Annotated in this window: 22 protein-coding genes; 6 read left to right on the forward strand and 16 right to left on the reverse strand. The window is 67.3% G+C overall.

Translation table 11 applies throughout. The features are described from left to right. Positions 1-16: 16 nt before the first annotated feature. The 9 genes from PW734_12155 to PW734_12195 all read right to left on the reverse strand — a co-directional run bounded on the left by PW734_12155 (position 17) and on the right by PW734_12195 (position 6,841). Entirely contained in the window at positions 17-1,162 is a 1,146-nt protein-coding gene (locus PW734_12155; GenBank protein MDE1171937.1) for a 5-(carboxyamino)imidazole ribonucleotide synthase, read from the reverse strand. Further along, positions 1,159-1,650, reverse strand: coding sequence for a 5-(carboxyamino)imidazole ribonucleotide mutase (gene purE, locus PW734_12160; protein ID MDE1171938.1), 492 nt, complete (start codon positions 1,648-1,650; stop codon positions 1,159-1,161). Before purE ends, PW734_12155 begins: the two co-directional genes overlap by 4 nt. A 58-nt stretch (positions 1,651-1,708) precedes the next feature. Next, positions 1,709-2,299, reverse strand: coding sequence for a flavoprotein (locus PW734_12165; protein ID MDE1171939.1), 591 nt, complete (start codon positions 2,297-2,299; stop codon positions 1,709-1,711). Beyond that, positions 2,289-2,930: a guanylate kinase gene (gmk, locus tag PW734_12170; protein MDE1171940.1), complete on the reverse strand. Its 642-nt coding sequence runs from the start codon at positions 2,928-2,930 to the stop codon at positions 2,289-2,291. Before gmk ends, PW734_12165 begins: the two co-directional genes overlap by 11 nt. An 82-nt stretch (positions 2,931-3,012) precedes the next feature. Next, positions 3,013-4,221: a tryptophan synthase subunit beta gene (trpB, locus tag PW734_12175; GenBank protein ID MDE1171941.1), complete on the reverse strand. Its 1,209-nt coding sequence runs from the start codon at positions 4,219-4,221 to the stop codon at positions 3,013-3,015. After that, positions 4,206-4,826: a phosphoribosylanthranilate isomerase gene (locus tag PW734_12180; protein ID MDE1171942.1), complete on the reverse strand. Its 621-nt coding sequence runs from the start codon at positions 4,824-4,826 to the stop codon at positions 4,206-4,208. The genes trpB and PW734_12180 overlap by 16 nt, the downstream gene beginning before the upstream one ends. Then, positions 4,823-5,452 carry a polyphenol oxidase family protein gene (locus tag PW734_12185; GenBank protein ID MDE1171943.1) on the reverse strand — a complete coding sequence of 210 codons (630 nt, stop codon included), beginning with the start codon at positions 5,450-5,452 and terminating at the stop codon, positions 4,823-4,825. The genes PW734_12180 and PW734_12185 overlap by 4 nt, the downstream gene beginning before the upstream one ends. A gap of 19 nt (positions 5,453-5,471) precedes the next feature. Next, the gene (locus tag PW734_12190) at positions 5,472-5,969 is read right to left on the reverse strand and encodes a MarR family transcriptional regulator (protein ID MDE1171944.1); all 498 of its coding nucleotides are present in this window, start codon (positions 5,967-5,969) and stop codon (positions 5,472-5,474) included. Between the two features lie 89 nt (positions 5,970-6,058). Beyond that, positions 6,059-6,841, reverse strand: a complete 783-nt coding sequence (locus PW734_12195) for a PDZ domain-containing protein (protein MDE1171945.1) — start codon at positions 6,839-6,841, stop codon at positions 6,059-6,061. A gap of 95 nt (positions 6,842-6,936) precedes the next feature. Here PW734_12195 and PW734_12200 point away from each other — a divergent pair, with 95 nt between their 5' ends. Genes PW734_12200 through PW734_12215 form a run of 4 tightly spaced genes read left to right on the forward strand, consistent with a single transcriptional unit; the run spans position 6,937 to position 12,616 of the window. Next, the gene (locus PW734_12200; protein ID MDE1171946.1) at positions 6,937-7,956 is read left to right on the forward strand and encodes a DUF4931 domain-containing protein; all 1,020 of its coding nucleotides are present in this window, start codon (positions 6,937-6,939) and stop codon (positions 7,954-7,956) included. A gap of 13 nt (positions 7,957-7,969) precedes the next feature. After that, a complete protein-coding gene (locus PW734_12205; GenBank protein ID MDE1171947.1) occupies positions 7,970-10,126 on the forward strand; it encodes a glycoside hydrolase family 57 protein in 2,157 nt (718 codons plus the stop codon). Positions 10,127-10,133: 7 nt separating this feature from the next. Continuing rightward, positions 10,134-12,176, forward strand: coding sequence for a DUF1926 domain-containing protein (locus PW734_12210; GenBank protein MDE1171948.1), 2,043 nt, complete (start codon positions 10,134-10,136; stop codon positions 12,174-12,176). Positions 12,177-12,214: 38 nt separating this feature from the next. Next, positions 12,215-12,616 (forward strand): hypothetical protein, encoded by a 402-nt coding sequence (locus PW734_12215; protein ID MDE1171949.1) that lies wholly within the window; start codon positions 12,215-12,217, stop codon positions 12,614-12,616. Positions 12,617-12,688: 72 nt separating this feature from the next. Here PW734_12215 and PW734_12220 read toward each other — a convergent pair whose 3' ends face one another. From PW734_12220 to ispE, 7 genes are read right to left on the reverse strand one after another with little or no spacing between them, the layout of a single operon-like run. Next, complete coding sequence (locus PW734_12220) at positions 12,689-13,168, reverse strand: hypothetical protein (protein ID MDE1171950.1); 480 nt, start codon at positions 13,166-13,168, stop codon at positions 12,689-12,691. Positions 13,169-13,185: 17 nt separating this feature from the next. After that, positions 13,186-13,728, reverse strand: a complete 543-nt coding sequence (locus PW734_12225; GenBank protein ID MDE1171951.1) for a hypothetical protein — start codon at positions 13,726-13,728, stop codon at positions 13,186-13,188. After that, entirely contained in the window at positions 13,649-14,233 is a 585-nt protein-coding gene (locus tag PW734_12230; protein MDE1171952.1) for a hypothetical protein, read from the reverse strand. Before PW734_12230 ends, PW734_12225 begins: the two co-directional genes overlap by 80 nt. Next, a complete protein-coding gene (gene gcvP / locus PW734_12235; protein MDE1171953.1) occupies positions 14,230-17,115 on the reverse strand; it encodes an aminomethyl-transferring glycine dehydrogenase in 2,886 nt (961 codons plus the stop codon). The genes PW734_12230 and gcvP overlap by 4 nt, the downstream gene beginning before the upstream one ends. Positions 17,116-17,123: 8 nt before the next feature. Continuing rightward, positions 17,124-17,504, reverse strand: coding sequence for a glycine cleavage system protein GcvH (gene gcvH / locus PW734_12240; GenBank protein ID MDE1171954.1), 381 nt, complete (start codon positions 17,502-17,504; stop codon positions 17,124-17,126). After that, on the reverse strand, positions 17,498-18,586 hold the full coding sequence (gcvT, locus tag PW734_12245) for a glycine cleavage system aminomethyltransferase GcvT (GenBank protein ID MDE1171955.1): 1,089 nt from the start codon (positions 18,584-18,586) through the stop codon (positions 17,498-17,500). The genes gcvH and gcvT overlap by 7 nt, the downstream gene beginning before the upstream one ends. Positions 18,587-18,588: 2 nt before the next feature. Continuing rightward, positions 18,589-19,425 (reverse strand): 4-(cytidine 5'-diphospho)-2-C-methyl-D-erythritol kinase, encoded by an 837-nt coding sequence (ispE, locus tag PW734_12250; protein MDE1171956.1) that lies wholly within the window; start codon positions 19,423-19,425, stop codon positions 18,589-18,591. Between ispE and pyrF the strand changes: the two genes are divergently transcribed. Both pyrF and PW734_12260 read left to right on the forward strand, forming a co-directional pair. After that, positions 19,424-20,116, forward strand: coding sequence for an orotidine-5'-phosphate decarboxylase (pyrF, locus tag PW734_12255; protein ID MDE1171957.1), 693 nt, complete (start codon positions 19,424-19,426; stop codon positions 20,114-20,116). The two genes, ispE and pyrF, sit on opposite strands and share 2 nt — an antisense overlap. Beyond that, on the forward strand, positions 20,113-21,948 hold the full coding sequence (locus PW734_12260) for an ATP-dependent helicase (GenBank protein ID MDE1171958.1): 1,836 nt from the start codon (positions 20,113-20,115) through the stop codon (positions 21,946-21,948). Before pyrF ends, PW734_12260 begins: the two co-directional genes overlap by 4 nt. Positions 21,949-21,950: the final 2 nt, after the last annotated feature.

Below are 21,950 nucleotides of genomic sequence, written 5' to 3' on the forward strand. Positions count from 1 at the left end.
AAAAACCGAAGAACGCTTATGCCGAGGGCTTTAAAAGAGCCTGGGCTTGGGCGTCGATGGCCAGCGCTTCCTCCAGGGAGGGCGCCAAAACGCAATAGTGGCCCATTTTGCGGCCGGGCCGCGCTCCGCTTTTCCCATAGAGATGGAGCCGCAGGCCGGGCAAGGCCAGGAGGCGGTCCCAGGCGGGTTCCCCGGCGCTCCAAAGGTCGCCCAGGAGATTGCGCATGACGACGGGGGTAAGCAGGGAGGTGTCCCCCAGGGGCAGGCCGCAGACGGCGCGGAGCTGCTGCTCGAACTGGCTGGTGACGCAGGCGTCCAGGGAGTAGTGGCCGGAGTTGTGCGGGCGGGGGGCCATCTCGTTCACCAGGACGCGGCCATCCGTGGTGAGGAAGAATTCGACCGCCAGGAGGCCGACGAGGCCGAGCTGTTCCGCGACGGCCAGCGCCACGCGCCGCGCTTCCGCCACCGATTCCGGCGGCAGGTCGGCGGGGACGATGGAGAGGTCCAGGATCTGGTTGCGGTGGTCGTTGCGGGAGATGGGGAAGACGGAGGCCTGCCCGTCCCCTCCCCGGGCGACGAGGACGGAAAGCTCCGCCCGGCAGTCCAGCCACGCCTCCACGATTCCGGCGGGCTGGCCGTGCCTGGCCCACACGGCGGCGTCGTCGAAGCCGGGGGCGAGTTTCTGCTGCCCCTTCCCGTCGTAGCCGAAGTCGACGGTCTTCAAGACGCAGGGAAAGCCGAGGTCCCGCGCGGCGGCGGCCAGCTCTTCCGCGCTGTGGACGATGCGGTGCGGGGCGACGGGGAAGCCGTGCCGGGAGAGGAATTCCTTTTCCCGGCGGCGGCTCTGCGCGGTGTGGAGGATGTCCTTCCCGGGGCGGACGGAGACGCCCTCGCTCTCCAGGATTTCCAGAGTTTTCAGCGGGATGTTCTCGAACTCGTAGGTGGCCACGTCCAGCCCCCGGGCGAAGGAGCGGAGGGCTTCCTCGTCCTCGAAGGAGCCGGCCGATTCCTTGTCCGCCACCTGGCCCGCCGGGCTGCCGGTGGAGGAGTGGTAGACGTGGATGCGGTAGCCCAGGCGGTGCGCCGCCAGGGCGAACATGCGGCCCAGCTGGCCGCCGCCCAGGATGCCGATGGTGCCGCCGGGGAGGACCTGCTTCGTCATAGGCGGTCGCGGAGGACCTTGCGGGTCTGCTCCCGGCGGAAGCGGGCCCATTTCTTGGCCAGCGCGGCGTCGTTCAAGGCCAGGATGGAGACGGCCAGGAGGGCGGCGTTCTTCGCGCCCGGCTCGCCGATGGCCAGGGTGCCGACCGGCACGCCGTAGGGCATCTGCGCGATGGAAAGGAGGGAGTCGAGGCCCTGGAGCGCGCGGCTTTCCACCGGCACGCCCAGGACCGGCAGCTCCGTGAAGGCGGCGGCCATGCCGGGCAGGTGGGCGGCGCCGCCCGCTCCGGCGATGATTACTTTCAGCCCCCGCCCGGCGGCGGAGACGGCGTAGTCCCGCAGCTTGTGCGGGGTGCGGTGGGCGGAGACGACCGCCTTTTCGTGCGGCACGCCGAATTTTTCGAGGATTTCCGCGGCGGACCGCAGGGTCGCCCAGTCGGAAACGCTGCCCATGATGATGCCCACCTGGGGCTTGGCCGGTTTACCCATAAAGAGGCCCACCATCTACGGCAAGCGGGCGGGGCAAGTCGAACAGAAACCGGGAGGCTTAAACCCGCTTTGCCTTGGCGGGGGACTTCCCCTGGACGATGGCGTCCAGCAGGGCCTTGGTTTCCTCGAAAATCTTCGTCACCGGCCAGAGGCGGCCCGCCCCCTCGTAGCCGCAGGCCAGGTAGCCGCGGTCGGGCCCGATCCAGCGGACGCCGCGCGCGGTGAGAATGCGGACGTTTTCCTGCACGGCGGGATGGGCCCACATCTTCCCGTTCATGGCGGGGGCGATGACGACGGGAGCGGGCGTGGCCAGGAGGGTGGAGGAAAGGAGGTCGGGGGCCAGGCCGTGGGCGTAGTTGCCGATGATCTGGGCCGTGGCGGGGGCGATGAGGACCAGGTCGGCATCGTCCCCCAGGGCGATGTGGGTGGGCCGCCCGGAGACAGGCTCCACGCCGTCCTGCGTGTGGACGGGGCGGCGGGAAAGGGAGTGAAGGGTCAGCGGGGGGATGAAGCGCTCCCCTTCCCGCGTCAGGATGACGTCCACCTCGATGCCGTTCTGGGTCATCATGCTGACCAGGTCGGCCGCGCGGTAGGCGGCGATCGACCCTGTCACTCCCAGGACGACGCGGGGTAAACGCTCAGGTTTCATCCAGAGTCAGGCGCCGGCTCAGGTACCGCTCCGCGCGCATGATGGCGCGGAACTTGGTGAGGTCCTCTTCGGTCGAACCGCTCAAAATGGTGTATTTGAATTCCCGCCAGCGCTCCATCTCCTCCCGCCCGGTGTGGAGGCGGCGGCGGATCTCTTCTTCCGACTCGGTGCCGCGCTTGCGCAGGCGGCGCTCCAGCTCGGCGAAGGTGGGGGGCATGATGAAGACGTCGACCAGGGCGTCCCGCAGGGCGGGGTCGGCGCTGCGGCGGATGCTTTCCGCGCCGTAGGCGTCGATGTCCAGGAGCATGTCGGTCCCCTCGGAAAGGTGGTCCATGACGGTCTGGCGCAGGGTGCCGTAGAAGTTTTGGTGCACCTCCGCGTATTCCAGCATTTCCCCGGCTTCCACCTTGGCCAGGAATTCCTCCCGGCTCAGGAAGTGGTAGTCCTCACCGTCCACCTCCCCCTGGCGGGGCTTGCGGGTGGTGCAGGAGACGGAGTAGGCGAAGTCCGGGGTGTGGCGCAGGTTGTCGCACAAGGTGCTCTTCCCGGTGCCGGAGGGCGCGGAGACGACGAAGAGGATGCCGTGGCGGCGGAAGATGTGTTCCTGTTCGTCTTTGCTGGATGCAATCATGGGTGCCGCGCTCGTCGCCATTTGGATTGCGAGGGATTCTTGTGCCGCGCCCGCTTTTTTTCAAGCGCGACGCGCGAAATTTTTAATCCCCGGAAAGGCCGAGGAGTTCGGCCGCCTGCTGCACGTCCTTGTCCCCCCGTCCGGAAAGGTTGACGATCAGGACGCGGCCCTGGCCGAGCTGGGGGGCCAGCTTCCGCGCGTGGGCGATGGCGTGGCTCGATTCCAGGGCGGGGATGATCCCTTCCGTCTCCGCCAGAAAGCGGAAGGCGTCCAGGGCCTCGGCGTCTCCGGCGGAATCGTATTCCACGCGGCCCTGCTCCCGCAGCCAGGCGTGTTCCGGGCCGACGGCGGCGTAGTCCAGCCCCGCCGAAACGGAGTGGGTCAGGGCGATCTGGCCGTCCTCATCCTGGAGGACGAAGGTCCGGGTCCCCTGCAGGACGCCCAGGCGGCCTCCCTGGAAGCGCGCGGCGTGGCGGCCCAGTTCCAGGGCCTCCCCGCCGGCCTCGACGCCGATGAGGCGGACGCCCGCGTCCTGGAGGAAGGGGTAGAAGATGCCGATGGCGTTGCTCCCCCCGCCGACGCAGGCGACGACGGCGTCCGGCAGGCGGCCTTCCTTTTCCAGGATCTGCGCGCGGGCCTCGTCCCCGATGACGCGCTGGAAGTCCCGGACCAGGAGCGGGTAAGGATGGGAGCCAAGGGCCGAGCCCAGGATGTAATGGGTGGTGCGGACGTTGGTCACCCAATCCCGCATCGCCTCGTTGACGGCTTCCTTGAGGGTTTTCTGCCCGGCGGTGACGGGGACGACCTTGGCCCCCAGGCAGCGCATGCGGATGACGTTGAGGGCCTGCCGCTTCATGTCGACCTCCCCCATGTAGACGACGCATTCCAGGCCGAAGCGGGCGCAGACGGTGGCGGTGGCCACGCCGTGCTGGCCGGCGCCGGTTTCCGCGATGACGCGTTTCTTCCCCATCCGCAGGGCCAGGAGGACCTGGCCCAGGGCGTTGTTGATCTTGTGCGCGCCGGTGTGGAGGAGGTCTTCCCGTTTCAGGTAGACCTTGGCCCCGCCGAGGCGCTCGGTGAGCCGTGCGGCGTGGTAGAGGGGGGACGGGCGGCCCACGTAGTCTTTAAGGAGGCCGTCCAATTCCCGGCGGAACTCGGGGTCGCGGGAGACTTTCTCGTATTCCCGGGCCAGGTCCTGCAGGGGGCCCATGAGCGTCTCGGGCACGAACATGCCGCCGAAGGAGCCGAAGTGGCCGGTGGCGTCGGGGACGGAGGTTACGGGAGTCGGCATGCGGCGATGAAACGGGCGATTTTCTGGTGGTCCTTGACGCCGGGCGAGGCCTCGACCCCGCTGGCAACGTCGACGCCGTACGGTCTCACACGTTCGATCGCCGCGCCAACATTATCGGGCGTCAGCCCGCCGGAGAGGAAGAAGGGCAGCGCCGTTTGCGCGGCGAAGGCGGGAACCAGGCCCCAGTCGAAGGTGCGGCCCGTGCCGCCGTGTTCCGGCGCGGGGGTGTCCAGGAGGAAGGCCTCGACGCCCGCCGCCTCGTAGGCTTTCACCAGGGCAGGATCGGCGGGAAGGGTCAGGGCTTTGATGATCTTCAAGGGACGGAGCGCGGCGACGGTTTCCGGGGTTTCCTTTCCATGGAGCTGGAAGTGGGTGAAGGGGAGCCGGGCGGCCAGTCCCCTCACCTCCTCCGCGGAGGGGTCGACCAGGACGGCCACGGTGGAGACGAAGGGGGGGACGGACGCCAGGAGGGCGGCGGCCTGGTCCGGGGTGACGTGGCGCTTGCTCTTGGGATAGAGGATGAAGCCGAGGGCGTCGGCCCCGGCGTCCAGGGCGGCGCGGACGTCTTCCGGCCGGGTCAGGCCGCAGATTTTCGTCCGGGTCATGGCCTCTCCAGCATGGCGACGGCCCACATGCGGCCCGTCTGCCCCTTTTCCATCCGGTAGGAGTAGTAGCGGGGCAGGTCGGCGGCGGTGTTCAGGCCGGAGTCGATATAGGTGCCGATCCCGGCGCGCGCCGCCTGGCGGCCGATCTCGGCGGCGAAATCGGTTTCATAGTGGGGCGGGCGGATGCACGGCCCAAGGAAGGCGATCATGTCCGCCGGGCGGCTGCCGGAGAGGCGGAGGGTTTCGACCAGGGCGCCGACGATGTTCTTTTCCGTCCCCTTCCGGCCGGAGTGGGCGATGGCGACGGCCCGGGCGACGGGGTCGTAGATGTAGAGGGGGCCGCAATCTGCCACCCGGATGGCGATGGCCACGCGGGGGGAAAAGGTGGCCAGGGCGTCGACGTCGGGGATGCGGTTGCCGTCTTCCCCCTTGTCATCCGCCGCGTCGACGACGCTGACGCCGCTGCCGTGGGGCTGTTCCGCCTCCACGAGGGCCTCTTCTCCCCAGCCCAGGGAGGCCAGGCCGGGACGGAGGCGGTCTTCCTCCGGCTTGGGGGAGCGGAGGGAAAAGGCGTGGCGCAGGCCGGTACGGGCCAGGGCCGGGAAGGTTTCCCAGGTAAGGGGCATGGAGCGCCGCCCCTTTAAGCTAGGCGGCGGGCGCGGCCGGATCGCGCGGCGCGCCGGTGCGGGTATAGTGGCCGATCAGCGCCTTGGAGATGCGCAGCCAGGCCTGGAGGTCTTCCTCGCTCAGGTTGCCGGCGATTTCCAGGATGATGGAGACGATGTTCGACTTGATCTTCTCGACCAGGCCGCGGCCCTTGTCGGTGATTTTCACCAGAACCTGGCGGCGGTCGGTCGGGTTGCCGAAGCGCTCGACCAAGCCGCTGGAGACGAGGCGGTCGACCAGGCCGGTGGTGGCGGGAGAGGTGTGCTCCATCAGTTCCGCCAGGCGGGACATGGTGATGCCGGAGGCCTGGCTGAGGAAGCTTAAGAGCGTGTATTGCGGGATGGAGATGTTTCCCCGGCTCACCTGCGTCGAAAGATCGACGAGGGTGGAGCGCTGGAGTTGCGTCAGCATCTCGGCCAGCTCATGAGCCATGGCCAGACGTGCGGAAGAAACAGCATCTTTTTGATTTTCGCTCATGAATTATTAGGATCGTAGCATACTCCTCGAGCAAAATCAAAAAGAAGCTGAAATTTATTTCTTACGCTTAAGCGATAATAATCAGCTATTTACTGATCTAGAAGGCTCCCGCTCAACGAGATGGGAGGTTCCAGGGAAATATCGACGGGTGCGGTTGCCCCGGAGTGGAGGATGTGGAAGAGGTAGGGCTTTTGCTCCCGCAGGTTTCCGCTGTCTCGCACGGTGCGGTAAATGTCGAGGAACGCGGCGAGCGTCGGCGTTTCCTGGCCGTTGAGGAGGAGGATGCGGTCTCCCGCCTGGAGGCCGGCCTGGGCCGCGTCGCTCTGGTCGCGGACGGCTTGGATGACGACGTGGTCGTCCTTTTCCGAAAGAAGGAGCCCTTCCAGGAGGCCGAAGGTCTCGTCGGAGACGCTCTTGCTCCCCGGTTGCTGGTAGACGACGCGCATGTCGGCCCCCTCCATGGACTGAAGGGCGGAGCGGAAGGAGGCCAGATTCGGCCACACGGTGCTGTGGGCGGTATCGAGGGTCTTTTTGAGGGCGCGGGGGATTTTCGTCTCACTATCTCCGCCGGCGGGGGAAGGCTGGATGCCGGTGCCCATGCGGTTGACCGATTCGCTGCGGTTGTCGCCGTAGTCGAAGGCGGGACGCGCTTTTTGCCCTTCCAGCTCCACGGCGGGGCGGACGTAGAAGAGGCGGATGGTGCTCCCGGCGGGGACGATGGTGTTGGGATTGACGAGGAAAGGCGCGGCGACGCGGACGCCGTCCGGAGAATCGGTCCACGGCATGGCGGTGATGAGATCCGGCGTCAGGCGGAAGCTGGCGGCGCACGCGGCGGCGGCCGCAAGGAGAAGGAGGCAAAGGGCCCTCAGCATGGACCTTCTTAAATAGGGAAATCGCCCGGGCGGGGTCAATGCGCGCTTTCGGTGTTGCCCAATCCCCCCCGTTTCGCTTCCTTTCAAGGACGCGCATGCCCGAACTTCGCCGAGATCCCTTGAGCGGACGTTGGATCGTCTTCTCCCCCGAACGCCAGCAACGGCCCCACGATTTCGCTCCCGCCCTGGGCGAGGCGCCCCGGGTCGACGCCTTCACCTGGGGGCACGAGCACCTCACGCCGCCGGAGGTCTACGCCCTCCGCCCCGTGGGCAGCCCCAACGGGCCGGGCTGGCAGGTCCGCGTGGTGCCGAACCGCTTCCCCGCCCTGCGGATCGAGGGGGACCTCTCCCCCACCGGCGTGGGCATCTACGACCAGATGAACGGCATCGGCGCCCACGAGGTCATCATCGAGACCCCCGACGCCGACCTGCCGCTGGAAGGGCAGACCATCGAGGGGATCGCCCGCGTTCTCAAGGCCTTCCGCAGCCGCATCGTGGATCTCTCCCGGGACAGCCGCTTCCGCTACATCCTGATCTTTAAGAACGTCGGCGCGCTGGCCGGGGCATCCCTCCAGCACCCGCACTCCCAGCTCATCGCCCTGCCCGTGGTGCCGCGCAACGTGCAGGAAAAGCTCGGCGCCGCCCGCGCCCATTACCACCAGAAGGAGCGGAACCTCTTCGAAGACATCCTCCGCACGGAGCAGAAGGAAGGCCTGCGGATGGTCTATGAGAACAACAGCTTCGCCCTTTTCTGCCCCTACGCCAGCCGCTTCCCCTTTGAGATGTGCCTCCTGCCGAAGCGGCAGAACCCCCACTTCCACCAGGCCACGGACGCGGAGCTGAACCTGGCTTCCGAGGCGCTGCGCGTCGGCCTCCGCCGCCTGGCTCAGGGCCTGGGCACGCCGCCTTACAACCTGATCCTGCACACGGCCCCCCTCTCCGGCCCCAGCGGCGAGGCGGACCCCTCCCTCAACGTCGAGTTCCGCTGGCATATCGAGATCCTGCCGCGCCTGACCGGCATCGCCGGGTTCGAGTTCGGCACCGGGTTCTATATCAACAGCACCCTGCCGGAAGAGGCCGCCAAGTTCCTCCGCTCCGTCGAAATTCCCCAATAGCCCCGCCAAAGCCATGAACGTCGTCCTGCTCTGGCATATGCACCAGCCCTATTACGTCAACCCGATGACCCGGGTGGCGATGATGCCGTGGGTGCGCCTCCACGCGGTGAAGGGGTATTTGGACATGATCGACCTCCTCCAGCCGCACCCGGAGGTGAAGGTGAACTTCAACTTCGCCCCCGTGCTGGTGAAGCAGATCGAGGAATTCGTCCGCGGCGAGGTGACCGACCTGTGGGAGGAGTGGAGCCGCAAGCCCGCCGAGGCCCTGGAAGACGAGGAAAAGCGCCGCATCCTGGAAAACTTCTTCAAGATCAATTGGGAGAACCTGATCCATCCCTACCCGCGCTACGCGGAGCTGCTGCAAAAGCGCGGGACCAACTGGAACGACCAGACCCTGGGCTCCGCGCTCCAAGTCTACACGGCGCAGGACTACCGCGACCTCCAGACCTGGTACAACCTTTCCTGGTGCGGCTTCTCCGCCGAGCGCCGCTTCCCCCTCCTCAAGGAGCTGAAGAAGCAGGGCGGCAACTTCACCGAGGAGCAGAAGAACGCAGTCCTGGACATCCACCGGGAAATCCTGGCCCTCATCCTCCCCCTTTACCGCCAGGCGGCGGAGGAAGGGCGGATCGAGATCACCACCACCCCGTTCTTTCACCCGATCCTGCCGCTGGTCTACGACACGAATCTGGCCCGCCGCTGCATGCCTCACGTCACGCTGCCGCCCGCCTTTTCCGCGCCGGAGGACGCCGCCGCGCAGCTCCGCCTGGCGCAGGAGCAGCACGCCCGCGTCTTCGGCAAGCCCGCGCGCGGCCTCTGGCCCTCGGAAGGGTCGATCGCGCCGGAGATCGTCCCCCTGCTCCAGCAAAACGGCATCGAGTATTTCTGCACGGACGAGGGGAACCTCTTCCGCAGCCTGGACCAGGATCCGGCGTGGCGCGGCAAGCGCGTCGACCACCTGGAGCTGTTCCAGGGCTGGCGCATCCTCCATGACGGCGCGCAGGTCAGCGCCCTTTTCCGCGAGCGGCCCCTCTCCGACTTCATCGGCTTCAACGCGGCCAAGAGCGGCGCGGTCCCCGCCGCCGACTACCTGATCCACAACCTGGAGCACCTGGCCTCCATCCGCACCGCGCCGCACCACGTGGCGCTCCTGGCCCTGGACGGGGAAAACGCCTGGGAAGCCTTTCCTGACGGCGGCGAGGAATTCCTCACCCGCTTCTACCGGGGCCTGCACGACAGCGGCTCGCTGAAGACCCTGCGCCTGGGCGACTACTTCGACGCCCATCCGCCGCAGGTGGAGATCACCCGCCTCCACACCGGCTCCTGGATCAACAGCGACTTCGACATCTGGATCGGCGATCCGGAGGAGAACAAGGGGTGGGACTGGCTGGGCCGCACCCGCGCCTTCCTGGTCCACGCGCTCTCGCAAAAGCATTTCCCGATCGAGAAGGTCGAGGCCGCGTGGTGGGAAATCTACGCCGCCGAGGGGAGCGACTGGTTCTGGTGGTACGGGCCGGACTTCACCACGGATTGCGACTTCCTCTTCGACGACCTCTTCCGCACCCACCTGCAGAACGTCTACCGCATCCTGGGCGCGGAGCCGCCGGCTTACCTAAGCGTGCCCATCTGCCTGCCCAGCGGCCCCATTCCCTACAGCCAGCCGCGCCTGCCCATCCACCCTTCCCTCTCCGGCGGGCTGGGCGGGTTTTACGACTGGGTCGGCGCGGGCGTCCTGGACCTGGAGCGCCAGCAGACCGCCATGTTCCAGTCCGACCGCATCGGGCAGAAGCTTTACTACGGCTTCGACGAGGAGTTCTTCTACCTGCGCCTGGACCTGCGGGCCAAGCCGGACCGCGTCGTCCTCCACTTCGTCAATCCCACGGAGGTCCGCATCACCGCCGAGGCCGGGCGCGAGGGCGGCCGCGCCGAGATCCCGCAGGGGGACGGCACCTTTGCCGACCTGGTGCTGCCGGAGAAGATCGAGGCCCGCTGGCGGGACTTCCTGGTCATCGCCGTGCCGCGCGCCATCCTTAATTTCTCCCCCGCCGCCGACATCGGCTTCCACGTCGACATCATGGAGGGGGAAATCGTCCGGGAACGGTACCCGGAGCGGGGCCTCATCGAGTTCCCCGCGCCCACATTGGAATTCGCGGCGGCCCAGTGGTTTATCTAGGAGCCTTATGAAGAAGAAGGTCACCCTCCTCTGGGCGGTTCATTTCCACCAGCCGCTCGGTAATTTCGGGGAGATCTTCGACAAATACGCCGCGGAGGCGTGCGCCCCGTTTCTGGCCGCGCTGGAAGAGCAGCCCTCCGTGAAGGTCTCCCTCCATTTTTCCGGCGTCCTTCTTTCATACCTCAAGGAGAAGCAGGGGGCCGTCTTCGAACGGCTGGGCCGCCTGGTCTCCCGCGGGCAGGTGGAATTGCTGGGCGGCGGCTTCTACGAGCCGATCTTCAGCCTCATTCCCCGGGAAGACGCCGAGGCGCAGCTCGGCAAGATGAGCGACTGGATCGAGGCCGAGTTCGGCGCCGCCCCGCATGGCGCGTGGCTGCCGGAGTCGGTCTGGGAACCCCACTTCGTCGAGCCTCTTTTCCGTTCCGGCTACCGCTACACGCTTTTGGAGGACTCTCTCTTCGAGGCGGCGGGTTGGAAGCGGGCGCAGCTCTTCCGCGCCTTCCGCACCAGCCACCTGAACCGGCAGATCCTCGTCTTCCCCTACAACCGCCTGTGGTCCCGCCAGATCCCCCTGGAAGGGATGCGGGAAATCAAGGCGGCCTTCACCCAGCTGGCCAACCGGCCGGAGCGGCAGATCGTCACCCTGGCCCAGAACGGCGACCGCTACGGCTTCCTCCCCTCCCTGCGGCAGGCCGTCTACGAGGGCGGCGCGCTCAGGGAGTGGCTGCGCTACCTGGCGGAGGATTCCGGCATCGAGACGGCGCGGCTGGGGGACGTCGCCCCCGTGGGGCCCTCCTGGCCGCTGGCCCTGCTGCCCGGCGGCGCGGCGGAGGACCTGGAGCCCTGCTCCATGCCCGCGCCCGTGCAGAAGGATTACGAGGCGGCCCGCAGCGAGCTATCCCGCCGGTATGACAATGACCGCTTCGTCGGCTTCTTCCGGGGCGGCGCGTGGCTTTCCTTCCTGGCAAAGTATCCGGAGGCCCGCCGCATGCACGCCAAGCTCCTGTGGCTGCGGGACCGGGTGGAGGAGCTGCCCCACGGCCACGCGCGCGACGCCGCGCGGGAGGCGCTGCTGGCGGCGCAGGACCACTCCGTCTACTGGCACGCCCGGCAGGGCGGCGTCCATGCCAACTACCTGCGTGACGCCGTCTACCAGCGGCTGATCGAGGCCGAAATCCAGCTCCACTCCCGCGACGCGAGCCACGCGCCGCGCCTTCTCCAGACCGATTACGACGGGGACGAGCAGGACGAGGTCTTCCTGCACGCCGATCTGGCGGGCCTCCTCGTCGCCCCCCATTACGGGGGCAGCGTGGGAGAGTTTTCCTTCTGGCCCACCCGCTTCAACGTGGGCAACACCTTCTCCCGCCGCGCGGAAGCCTATCATAACGGCAACCCCGCGCCGGTGCAGGATTGGTATGAGCGGAGGATCTTCCAGGACCACTTCGTCGCGCCCTACACCCAGCGGGAAAACTTTGCCCGGAACGATTTCATCGAATACGGCGACTTTGCCGACCAGCCTTACGAGATCGTCAAGACCGCCACGGAGAAGCAGGCCTGCTCCGTGACGCTGGAGCGGCAGGGCGCCCTCTACGTCCACGGGGACCGCCGCCCCCTCACCTGCCGCAAGACCCTGTGGCTGGAGAATCCCGGGCGGCTGACCGTGGACTACGTCCTGCTGAACACCGGCACGCTGCCGACCGATGTCCTCTTCGTCCCGGAGGTCAACTACACCTGCCTCTCCGGCGACGGGCCGGAGCGATTCTTCCAGCTGGAAGGCGGCGAGGAGGAGCCATGCAGCCGGGAGCTGGGAATGGACAAGGTGTCCGGCTGGCGGATCGTCGACCGCACCCGCCGCCTGGAATGGCGGTGGAAGATCTCCCCGGAAGCCCGGCTCTGGCACCATCCGGTCTATACCCTCACCCCGGCTGCGCCTGAAATGGAGCCGCACTACCAAGGCTCCGCCATCCAGATCGTCTGGCCGCTGCAGCTCGCCGCGGGCGGCGAGGCGCGCTTCCGCATCGTTTGCGAAATGGCCGAATTACAGGGTTGATGCGACTAGGAATTGTTGTATAGATGTCTCCACTTTATATGAAAAAAGCCCTCGCCCCCCTCCTTCCGGTTGTCCTGGCCGTGACGTTGGCCGCTTGCTCCTCCACCGATAAGTCCAACGTCAAGTATGAGGACATGGGGGCGACGCCGACGAATTCCCAGCCCCAGCCCGCCAACGACCAGGCTGCCTCCGCCACCAACGTGCCGACGCCTCCTCCGGCGCCGACCAACGCCCCGGCCTGGACCCCGAACGCGCCGAACAATTCCGCCACCGCGACCGCTCCCGCGACCAACTACCCGCTGGGCATCGTTGTCCCCGGCAAGAAGGGCTTCGTCCGCAGCCCCTACGCCGAGCACGCCGGCCTCGTCGACGTGCAGGGCTTCCCCTCCGGCACGCAGGTCAAGTGCCCCTACACGGGCAAGATCTTCATCGTTCCCTAGTCCTACGGGGGTACGCAAAAAGCGCCGAGGGGTTTTTCCCCCTCGGCGCTTTTTTTTGTGCCGATTGCGCGGTTACCCGCGGTAATGGCGGAAGTTCTCGGCGGAGCCGTCGGTCTTGTCCAGCGCGGCCCGGCTGGCGCGGGTCTCGATCTCCCGCAGGGCGGCCAGGAATTCCTTGCGGGTGGGCTTCTCCCCGGCGTGGGCGGCGGCGATGTCCGCCTTTTCGATCCGTTTGGCCAGCGAGTAATCAAGCTGATTGACCAGGGCGACGGCGGGAGAGTGGCGGGCCTTGCGGAAAAGGGTTTCCCGCTCCTCGGCGGTCAGGGTTTTGGCCAGCTTCTCCGCGTAGTGCTGGATCGAGCCGGCGGCGATTTGGCCGTAAAGCTCCTGCATGGAGGAGATTTCCTCCGCCGAGTAGCCCTGCGTCTTCCAAGTGGGATCAGGCTTTTGTTGCCACGCGTATTCGAAGGCGACGCCGCCCAGAGCCAGCTTACCCTTAAAGCTGTCCGGTTTCGCGGCCGTGTGTTCCATCTGCTCGGAAATGATGCCCATATACCCCTATAATTCGGCTATTCGAGCAGGTCCTGCATCGAATCGTCGAAGACCATGTTGTGCAGCACCCAGGTCTTCTCCGCCTTGTAGAAGATGAAGCGCCAGCGCAGGGGCGCCACGGCTTGATAGGAGAGGTAGGTGGCCACCAGGAGGCGGGAGCCGATTTCCCGCGTGTCGTAGAGCTCGTAGTCGGTCATCTTTCCGTAGACGGAAAAGGCCTGCTGGGTCTTTTGGACGAAGGTGTCCAGGTCGTCCTCATGGTTCACCAGGTGGGAGCCGGTGAGGAAGGCGCTGTAGGCCTTGCGCACTTCGCTCTGCTCCAGGCCTTTGAAGAAGGCGTCGACCGGCCCGGCGATTTCCGCCGGGGGCGCGACGGCGTGGGGCTCGCGCGGAATCGGCTTGGGAGCGTTGTCGTGGGGCCGGGGCGTCGGGGCGGTCTGGGCCAGGGCGGAGCCGCCCAGGAAGAGGGCCAGGAGCAGGCTAAAGTAGGGCGCGCAGGCGCTCTTTGGCGCGGGTGCGTAGCGGGGTACCGTGGGCGAAGGTGACGAGGGTGAATTCATGATGGTCGAGGAGGTTCTTGAGCGAAGCGCGGGCCTCGGCTTCGTTCCAGCAGTATTTTTTGGGCAGCAGCTCGGGGCCGTCACTGCCCACGTTGATGACGGCGTCTCCCATTAGGAGCCAGCCCTGGGGGGTGAGGAAGGCGGTCTCACCCCGGGTGGCTCCCGGAATGGAAATGGGAAGGATGCCGTGGACCGGCTCCCCGGCGAAGGCGTGGTCCGGGACGACTTCCAGGTCCTCCGCCTCGGCGGGAGCCCAGATGGGAACGCTGAGTTTCTTCCGCCAGGCGTCGGCGTGGCGGGCGTGGTTCCCGTTGGTCAGGAAGATCGCGGCGGCTTTTTCCCCGGCGAAGGCCTCCTCCGCCAGCGGGATGGGATCGATCAGGACCCAGCCGTCCGGCGTCAGGCAGGCGGCGCAGCAGAGGTCGGTCTTCACCTTGGGCTCATAGGCGGCCCAATGGCGCAGGCCGGGAACGACCTCCTGGAAGGAATCAGCGGCGGCGCTCATGCCACGGCCAGCTCCTCGACGGAGGGGCAGGTGCAGACCAGGTTGCGGTCGCCGTAGACGTTGTCGACCCGGCCGACGGGCGGCCAGACCTTGTGCTCGCGGACGGCGGCGCTGGGGAAGGCGGCTTCCTCCCGGCTGTAGGGCCGGTCCCATGCCTCCGCCGTGACGACGTGGGCGGTGTGCGGGGCGTGCTTGAGGGGATTGCTCTCGAGGTTGCCGGAGGCCTCCGCCGCTTCCATCTCCGCGTGGATGGAGATCATGGCGTCGCAGAAGCGGTCCAGCTCGGCCTTCGACTCGCTCTCCGTCGGCTCGATCATGAGGGTGCCCGGGACGGGCCACGACATGGTGGGCGCGTGGAAGCCGTAATCGATCAGCCGCTTGGCCACGTCCTCCACCTCGAACCCGGCGCGCTTCTTCCACGGGCGGAGGTCGACGATGCACTCGTGGGCCACCAGGCCGCCCTTCCCCTTGTAGAGGACGGGGAAGTAGGGATCGAGGCGGCGGGCGACGTAGTTGGCGTTAAGGAGGGCCAGCTCCGTGGACTGGCGGAGGCCTTCGGCCCCCAGCATGGCGATGTAGGCCCAGGAGATGACCAGGATGGAGGCGCTGCCCCACGGCGCGGCGGAGACGGCGCCCGCGCCGGAGAGCCCGGCGACCTTGTGCCCCGGCAGGAAGGGAGCCAGGTGCTTGGCCACGCCGATGGGGCCGACGCCCGGGCCGCCGCCGCCGTGCGGGATGCAGAAGGTCTTGTGGAGGTTCAGGTGGCAGACGTCCGCGCCGATGTCGCCCGGGCGGCAGAGGCCGACCTGGGCGTTCATGTTCGCCCCGTCCATGTAGACCTGGCCGCCCGCCTCGTGGACCAGGCGGCAGATCTCGTCGATGCCGTCCTCGAAGACGCCGTGGGTGGAGGGATAGGTGACCATGAGGACGCCGAGGGAATCGCGGTGGGCGGCGATCTTCGCCTTCAGGTCGGCCACGTCGATGTCCCCGCCCGGCTCGCACTGGACGGCGACGACGCGGAAGCCCGCCATGGCCGCGCTGGCCGGGTTGGTGCCGTGGGCGGAAACGGGAATCAGGCAGACGTCCCGCCCCTTTTCGCCCCGGCTGGCGTAGTAGTCCCGCACGGCGATGAGCCCGGCGTATTCCCCCTGGGAGCCTGCGTTCGGCTGAAGGGAAACGGCGGGGAAGCCGGTGATCTCGCCCAGCCACTTTTCCAGCTGGGAGAAGAGTTCGGCGTACCCGGCGGCCTGCGCGCGCGGGGCGAAGGGATGGAGCCTGCCGAACTCGGGCCACGTCACGGGGATCATCTCCGTGGTGGCGTTGAGCTTCATCGTGCAGGAGCCCAGCGGGATCATGGAGGTGGCCAGGGAAAAGTCCTTCATCTCCAGCCGCCGCAGGTAGCGGAGCATCTCCGTCTCCGTGTGGTATTTCCTAAAGACGGGATGCGTCAGGATTTCCCCTTCGCGGGCCAAACCTTCCGGCAGGGACGGATCGACTTCCGCCTTCAATTCGGAGGTCTTGGGCGCCTTGAGGCCCGCAGGCGTCAGGATTTCGAGCAATTCATCGACATCGGCCTCGGTCGTCGTCTCGTCCAGGGCGATACGGACGGTCGAACCGCTTTTGTGCAGGTTGATCTGGCGCTCCAAAGCCCGGGCGTAGACAGCCTGGGGCGTTTCCCCGTTGAGGATGATTTGGACGGTATCGAAGAACTTCCAATTCATTTCCTCAGGGTCGCCCTTTAAGCCGATGGAGTGGCCCAGCCGCCGTGCTCCCTCCGCCAACATTTTGGCAAAATGATGAATGCGGGTGGCGATGCGGCGCAGCCCCGCCGGGCCGTGATAGACGGCGTAGCTGGAAGCCATGTTCGCCAGAAGGGCTTGGGCGGTGCAGATGTTGCTCGTCGCCTTGTCGCGGCGGATGTGCTGCTCGCGCGTTTGTAGGGCCAGACGGAGGGCGGGATTACCCTGCGCGTCCTTGGAAACGCCGATGAGGCGGCCCGGCATCGACCGCTTGTAAGCCTCCCGCGTGGCAAAGAAGGCGGCGTGCGGCCCGCCGTAGCCCATCGGGACGCCGAAGCGCTGGGCGCTGCCCACCACGACGTCCGCCCCGAACTGGCCTGGGGGCATCAATACCGTCAGCGCCAGGAGATCGGCCGCGACGATGGAAACAATCCCCTTTTCCTTCGCCTTGGAGAACAAGCTGGAATAGTTCCAAATCCTCCCCTCGGTGCGCGGATACTGAACGATCAGGCCGAAGAACGTTTCATCAAATTGCTTATGCAGGGCACCGTCGATGCCCACGACGATTTCGATGCCCAGAGGCTCGGCGCGGGTGCGGAGGACTTCGATGGTCTGGGGAAAACATCCGCCCGCCACGAGGAACTTTACCGCACCAGTGTTGGGGCTGACGGCGTGGGCCAGCGCCATCGCCTCGGCGGCGGCGGTCGCCTCGTCCAGGAGGGAGGCGTTGGCGATTTCCATGCCGGTCAGGTCGGTGACCATGGTCTGGAAGTTGAGGAGCGCCTCCAGGCGGCCCTGGGAGATCTCCGCCTGGTAGGGGGTGTAGGAGGTGTACCAGGCCGGATTCTCCAGGATGTTGCGGAGGATGACGGGCGGGGTGACGCAGTCGTAGTAGCCGGTGCCCAGGTAGGAGCGGAAGACGCGGTTCTTTCCCGCGATGGCGCGGAGCTTTTCCAGGGCCTCCCCTTCCCCGACCGGCGCGGGCAGGTCGAGGGGGCGGCGCAGGCGGATGGCGGCGGGCACCGCCGCGTCGGCCAGGGCGTCTAGCGAAGGCTGGCCGACGGCCGCCAGCATGGCGGCGACTTCCTCCTGCCCGGAGCCGAGGTGGCGCGGGAGGAGCGGATCGGGGAGCGCGTTGCTCATCGTGTGGCCTAGGACTGGGCGGCCAGGGCGTCGTAGGCGGCCGCGTCGTGGAGGGCGGCGGCCTGGGCGGGATCGGCCACGCGGACCTTGAAGAGCCAGCCCTTGCCGTAGGGGTCGGTGTTGACCAGGGCGGGCTCGGCGGCCAGGGCCTCGTTGACTTCGACGATCTCCCCGTCGACCGGGCTGTAGATGTCGGAGGCGGCCTTGACCGACTCGACGACGGCGACGGCTTCCTTCGCCTTCACCTGGCGGCCGATTTTCGGCGCCTCGTAGAAGACGACGTCGGAGAGGGCGTTCTGGGCGTGGTCGGTGATGCCGACGCGGCCCGTTTCAGGGTCGAGCCATTCATGGGAGGCGGCGTAGCGGAGATTGGCGGGAGTGCTCATGATTGTTTTTTGTAGAAGGGTTTGGGGACGACTTCGACGGGCAGGCGGCGGCCCCGGACCTCGACGTCGAGACGGGTGCCCGCGGCGGCGGAGCCCGCCTCCACGTAGCCCAGGGCGATGCCGTGGCCGAGCGTGGGGGAAAGGGTGCCGCTGGTTACCTCGCCGACCGGGCGGTCGCCGTCGAGGATCGGGTAGTGGGAGCGGGGCGGGGCGCCTTTTTCCAGGGGCTTGAGGGCGACGAGGCGGCGCTGGACGCCGCTGGCCTTTTGCTCCTTGAGGACGGCCTTGCCGGGGAACTCGGCCTCTTTCCCGAGGGCGACGAAGAAGCCGAGCCCCGCTTCCAGCGGGGTGTGGTCCGGGGAAAGGTCCTGGCCGTTGAGCGGATAGCAGGCCTCCAGGCGGAGCGTGTCCCGGCTGCCCAGGCCGCATGGTTGCAGGCCGTGGGTCGTGCCGACTTCGAACAAGGCTTCCCACAACGCCTCGGCGGAAGCGGCGGGAACGAAAAGCTCAAAGCCGTCCTCCCCGGTGTAGCCGGTGCGGGCGATTTCAAGGGGGACGCCGTTCCAAATCGTCGAAACGATCCGGTTCCGCGCGGGCAGGGCCAGGCCGGGCAGGAGCGCCCCGGCGATTTCCGCCGCCTTCGGTCCCTGCAGGGCGACGGCGCCCACGGCGTCGCTCTCATCCTGGAAGGAAACGCCCTGCGGCAGGTGGGAGGCGATCCAGGTGCGGTCTTCCTCGATCTTCGCCGCGTTGACGACCAGAAGGTAGCCTTCCTCCCCGGTGCGGTAGACAAGGAGATCGTCGATGACGCCGCCGCGCTCGTTCGGCAGGAGGGTGTATTGCCCCTCGCCGACGGCCAGCTTAGCCACGTCGTTCGTCAGGAGCTGGTCCAGCGCCGCGCCCGCGCCGGGGCCCGCGACGCGGAATTCCCCCATGTGGGCGATGTCGAAGAGGCCCGCCTTCGTGCGGACGGCCTGGTGTTCGTCCAGGATGCTGGAATAGAAGACCGGCATTTCCCAGCCGCCGAACTCGACCATCCGCGCCCCGCGGCGCAGGTGGGCCTGGTGGAGAGGAGTGTGGCGCATCGCTAGACGACCTTGAAGGGGGAGACGAAGAGGGTGTCGCCGAATTCCGCCTTGAACCGCTCCGCCAGGGCGGCCGCGTCGGCCCCGGGCTTGAGGAGGGCGAAGACCGAGCTGCCGCTGCCGCTCATGAGGGCGGCGCGGGATTCCGGCTGGCTGGCGAGCCAGGCCTTGGCCGTGGGGAGCCAGAGGTGCTTGCCGAAGACGGGCGGCTCCAAGTCGTTCCGCAGGGGGCCGAACTCGAAGGCCGGGCCCTCCTCCCCTTTCTTCGGGGCGGCCGCGTAGGCCTGGTAGGCCCAGGGCGTCGAGACGCCGAAGCCGGGGTGGACCAGGAGGCCTTCGTAGGAATCCTTCAGGACGCAGGGCTCGATGATCTCTCCCCGGCCTTTGCAGACGGCGGGTTTCTTATAGATGAAGAAGGGGACGTCGCTCCCCAGGGTGGCGGCCAGGGCGGCCAGGTCCTCGTCGGACGCGGCGGCGCCGGTCAGCTGCCGCAGGGCCAGGAGGGTGTGGGCGGCGTCGCTGCTGCCGCCGCCGAGGCCCGCGCCGATGGGGGTCTTCTTTTCCAGGTGGATGCGGACGCCTTCCTTCACTCCGTATTTTTCGAGGAAGAGGGCGGCGGCCCGGTAAACCAGGTTGGACTTGTCGGCGGCCAGGTCGGCCCGGTCGCAGGTCAGCTCGATGCCGGGCCGCTCCGTCAGGGCGACGTGGAGGACGTCCCCCACGGAAATGGGGACCATGAGGGTCTCCAATTCGTGGAAGCCATCGGGCCGTTTTCCGACAATGTGCAAATAGAGGTTGATCTTCGCGGGTGCGAAGACTTCAATTTTTCGTTCGTTCATGACCACCGATTCCATCATCGTAGCGCTCGATTTTGACGAGGCCGATCAGGCTCTCCTCCTGGTGCGACAAATCAAGGATTATCTCTCCTGCTTCAAAGTCGGCAGCCAGCTTTTCACCCGGGAAGGCCCCGCCTTCATCGAGAAGCTGCGGGCTCTGGGGGTGGACGTCTTCCTGGATCTGAAGTTCCACGACATCCCGGAAACGGTGCGAAAGGCCGTGCGGGCCGCCGCCGCCCTCGACCTCAAGTTTTTGACCATCCACGCCTCCGGCGGCCGGGCCATGATGGAATCCGCCCTGGAAGGGGCCCGGGGCACCCGGACGACCGTCCTGGGCGTCACCGTCCTGACCAGCCTGGAAGACGCCGCCCTGGCGGAGATCGGATACCGGCAGACCGCCCGGGAGCAGGTCGTCCACCTGGCGAAGCTGGCCCGCGCCTCCGGCCTGGGCGGGCTGGTCTGTTCCCCCCTGGAAATCGAGCCCCTGCGCGAGGCGCTGGGTTCTGAAATGAAGCTCGTCACCCCCGGCATCCGGGGCGCCGCCGACGCGGCGGGCGACCAGCGGCGGACGCTCTCCGCCGCGGAAGCCCTCCGGCGCGGGGCGGACCACCTCGTCGTCGGCCGGCCGATCACCGCCGCGCCCGATCCGGTGGCCGCCGCCCTGGGCATTCTGAAAGAGATCGGCCGCTTGTGAGGCTCAATCCTTCGCAGGTATCCGTCGTCGCGGCGCGGGAGCCGCGCATCCTGGTCCTGGCGGGCGCGGGCACGGGAAAGACCGCGACCAGCGTCCACTGGGTCGCCGACCTGATCCGGGGCGGCGCCAAGCGGAGCGAGATCCTGATGATCACCTTCACCCGCAAGGCCGCGCAGGAGATGGCCCAGCGGATCGAGGGGCTCATCTCCGGGATTCCGCGCAAATCGGCCAAGGACCGCCTGACCGTGGGCACCTATCACGCCGTGGCCAGCCTGCTGCTGCGGCAGGAGGGAAAGAAATTCGGCATGGTGAACAACGAGTTCACCACCCTGGACGAGTCGGAGTGCCAGTCGATTTGGAAGTCGGCCCTCAAGCAGTGCGGCCTCACCAGCAAGTCGGCCCTCTTTGTGCCAAACCGGCTCCAGCAGATGCTCTCCCTCTGCCGGAACACGGGGGAGTCAATGGACGCCGCGCTGGAGGCGGCCTTCGCCAAGCATGCCAAGACCCTCCGCCGCGTCGTGGCCACCTACGAGGAGCTGAAAAAGGCGGCCAACGTGGTCGACTACGATGATCTCCTGGTCCTTTGGCTCGACCGGATGCGGCGGGACCCGGAATACGCCGCCAAGCTGCGCAAGCAGTGGCCCTACGTCCTGGTCGACGAGATGCAGGACAACAACCGGCTGAACCAGGCCCTCCTCGACGCCCTCGACCCGCAGACGCTCCTTGTCGTCGGCGACGCCAACCAGTCGATCTACGGCTTCCGCGGCTCCGATTCCCGCCTGATCGGTGAGTTTTCCTCCAAGCGGACGGGGACCGCCATCTACAAGCTGGAGAGCAATTACCGGAGCGGCCAGGGCATCCTGGACCTGGCCAACGCCGTCGTCGCCGGAACGCCCTCCGCCCTCACCCTGCAGAGCGCCCGGGACATCGAGGCGGAGATCTCCTACCACTGTTACGGCGGTCCCGCGCAGGAGGCGGCGGGCGTCATCGGCTGGCTCCAGCTGCGCCACGCCGGGGGGCGCAAGCCGTGCGAGAGCGCCGTGCTGGCCCGCTCCTCCAAGGCCCTGACGGAATTGGAGGTCTCCCTCAACGCCCACCGGATCCGTTACAAGAAATACGGCGGCCAGACCATTGCCGACGCGGCGGAGGTGAAGGACTTCATCAGCTTCCTGCGCCTCTCCCATAACGGGCACGACAAGATCGCCCTTCTGCGCGCGCTCATGCAGTTCCCCGGCATCGGGGAAGGGACGGCGGCCCAGGTCATCGCCAACCATCAGGACCGGGACAGCCTCTTCGCCGACGACTTCTGGCCGAAGCCCGCGCAGGAGTTGCCGCAGTGGATCGAGCACCTGCGGGCCGCCCCCACCCTGCACGAGAAGGGCGTCTACCTGGAGGAGAAGATCAAGCCCCTCATCCAGGCCAATTACCCGAAGGACGCGGAGGAGCGCCTGGGCACGCTGCGCGCGCTGGTCACCTCCCTGGAAGCGCTCCAGACGCCGCTGGCCGACTTCCTGGACGGCTTTGCCCTGAGCCGCCAGACGAACGATTTCCACCCGGACGACGCGATCATCCTCTCCACCATCCATTCCTCCAAGGGATTGGAATGGGACGGCGTCTGCCTGATCGGCGCGGGAAGCTGCCAGATCCCGCATCCCCGTTCCCTGGATTCGGGGGATATCGAGGAGGAGCGGCGGCTCTTCTACGTTGCCGTCACGCGGGCGCGGCGGGAACTCCTGCTCACCTTCCCTGCCGCCACGGATCGCGGCCAGACCCAGCGCCCCTGCCCCTTCATCCCGGACGGGACGAAGTGGAAATTCTTCACGGGGGTTTGACC

Origin of the sequence: Verrucomicrobium sp., assembly GCA_028283855.1 — a bacterium.
Classification (GTDB): domain Bacteria; phylum Verrucomicrobiota; class Verrucomicrobiia; order Methylacidiphilales; family GAS474; genus GAS474.

Bases quoted from the DNA above. Each gene is read 5' to 3' on its own strand.
- PW734_12185 (MDE1171943.1), bottom strand. From the start codon at position 5,452: ATGCCCCTTACCTGGGAAACCTTCCCGGCCCTGGCCCGTACCGGCCTG.
- PW734_12190 (MDE1171944.1), bottom strand. From the start codon at position 5,969: ATGAGCGAAAATCAAAAAGATGCTGTTTCTTCCGCACGTCTGGCCATG.
- PW734_12225 (MDE1171951.1), bottom strand. From the start codon at position 13,728: ATGAATTCACCCTCGTCACCTTCGCCCACGGTACCCCGCTACGCACCC.
- gmk (MDE1171940.1), bottom strand. From the start codon at position 2,930: ATGATTGCATCCAGCAAAGACGAACAGGAACACATCTTCCGCCGCCAC.
- PW734_12180 (MDE1171942.1), bottom strand. From the start codon at position 4,826: ATGACCCGGACGAAAATCTGCGGCCTGACCCGGCCGGAAGACGTCCGC.
- gcvT (MDE1171955.1), bottom strand. From the start codon at position 18,586: ATGCGCCACACTCCTCTCCACCAGGCCCACCTGCGCCGCGGGGCGCGG.
- PW734_12215 (MDE1171949.1), top strand. From the start codon at position 12,215: ATGAAAAAAGCCCTCGCCCCCCTCCTTCCGGTTGTCCTGGCCGTGACG.
- ispE (MDE1171956.1), bottom strand. From the start codon at position 19,425: ATGAACGAACGAAAAATTGAAGTCTTCGCACCCGCGAAGATCAACCTC.
- PW734_12205 (MDE1171947.1), top strand. From the start codon at position 7,970: ATGAACGTCGTCCTGCTCTGGCATATGCACCAGCCCTATTACGTCAAC.
- purE (MDE1171938.1), bottom strand. From the start codon at position 1,650: ATGGGTAAACCGGCCAAGCCCCAGGTGGGCATCATCATGGGCAGCGTT.
- gcvP (MDE1171953.1), bottom strand. From the start codon at position 17,115: ATGAGCAACGCGCTCCCCGATCCGCTCCTCCCGCGCCACCTCGGCTCC.
- trpB (MDE1171941.1), bottom strand. From the start codon at position 4,221: ATGCCGACTCCCGTAACCTCCGTCCCCGACGCCACCGGCCACTTCGGC.
- PW734_12210 (MDE1171948.1), top strand. From the start codon at position 10,134: ATGAAGAAGAAGGTCACCCTCCTCTGGGCGGTTCATTTCCACCAGCCG.
- PW734_12195 (MDE1171945.1), bottom strand. From the start codon at position 6,841: ATGCTGAGGGCCCTTTGCCTCCTTCTCCTTGCGGCCGCCGCCGCGTGC.
- PW734_12155 (MDE1171937.1), bottom strand. From the start codon at position 1,162: ATGACGAAGCAGGTCCTCCCCGGCGGCACCATCGGCATCCTGGGCGGC.
- PW734_12220 (MDE1171950.1), bottom strand. From the start codon at position 13,168: ATGGGCATCATTTCCGAGCAGATGGAACACACGGCCGCGAAACCGGAC.
- PW734_12230 (MDE1171952.1), bottom strand. From the start codon at position 14,233: ATGAGCGCCGCCGCTGATTCCTTCCAGGAGGTCGTTCCCGGCCTGCGC.
- pyrF (MDE1171957.1), top strand. From the start codon at position 19,424: ATGACCACCGATTCCATCATCGTAGCGCTCGATTTTGACGAGGCCGAT.
- PW734_12165 (MDE1171939.1), bottom strand. From the start codon at position 2,299: ATGAAACCTGAGCGTTTACCCCGCGTCGTCCTGGGAGTGACAGGGTCG.
- PW734_12200 (MDE1171946.1), top strand. From the start codon at position 6,937: ATGCCCGAACTTCGCCGAGATCCCTTGAGCGGACGTTGGATCGTCTTC.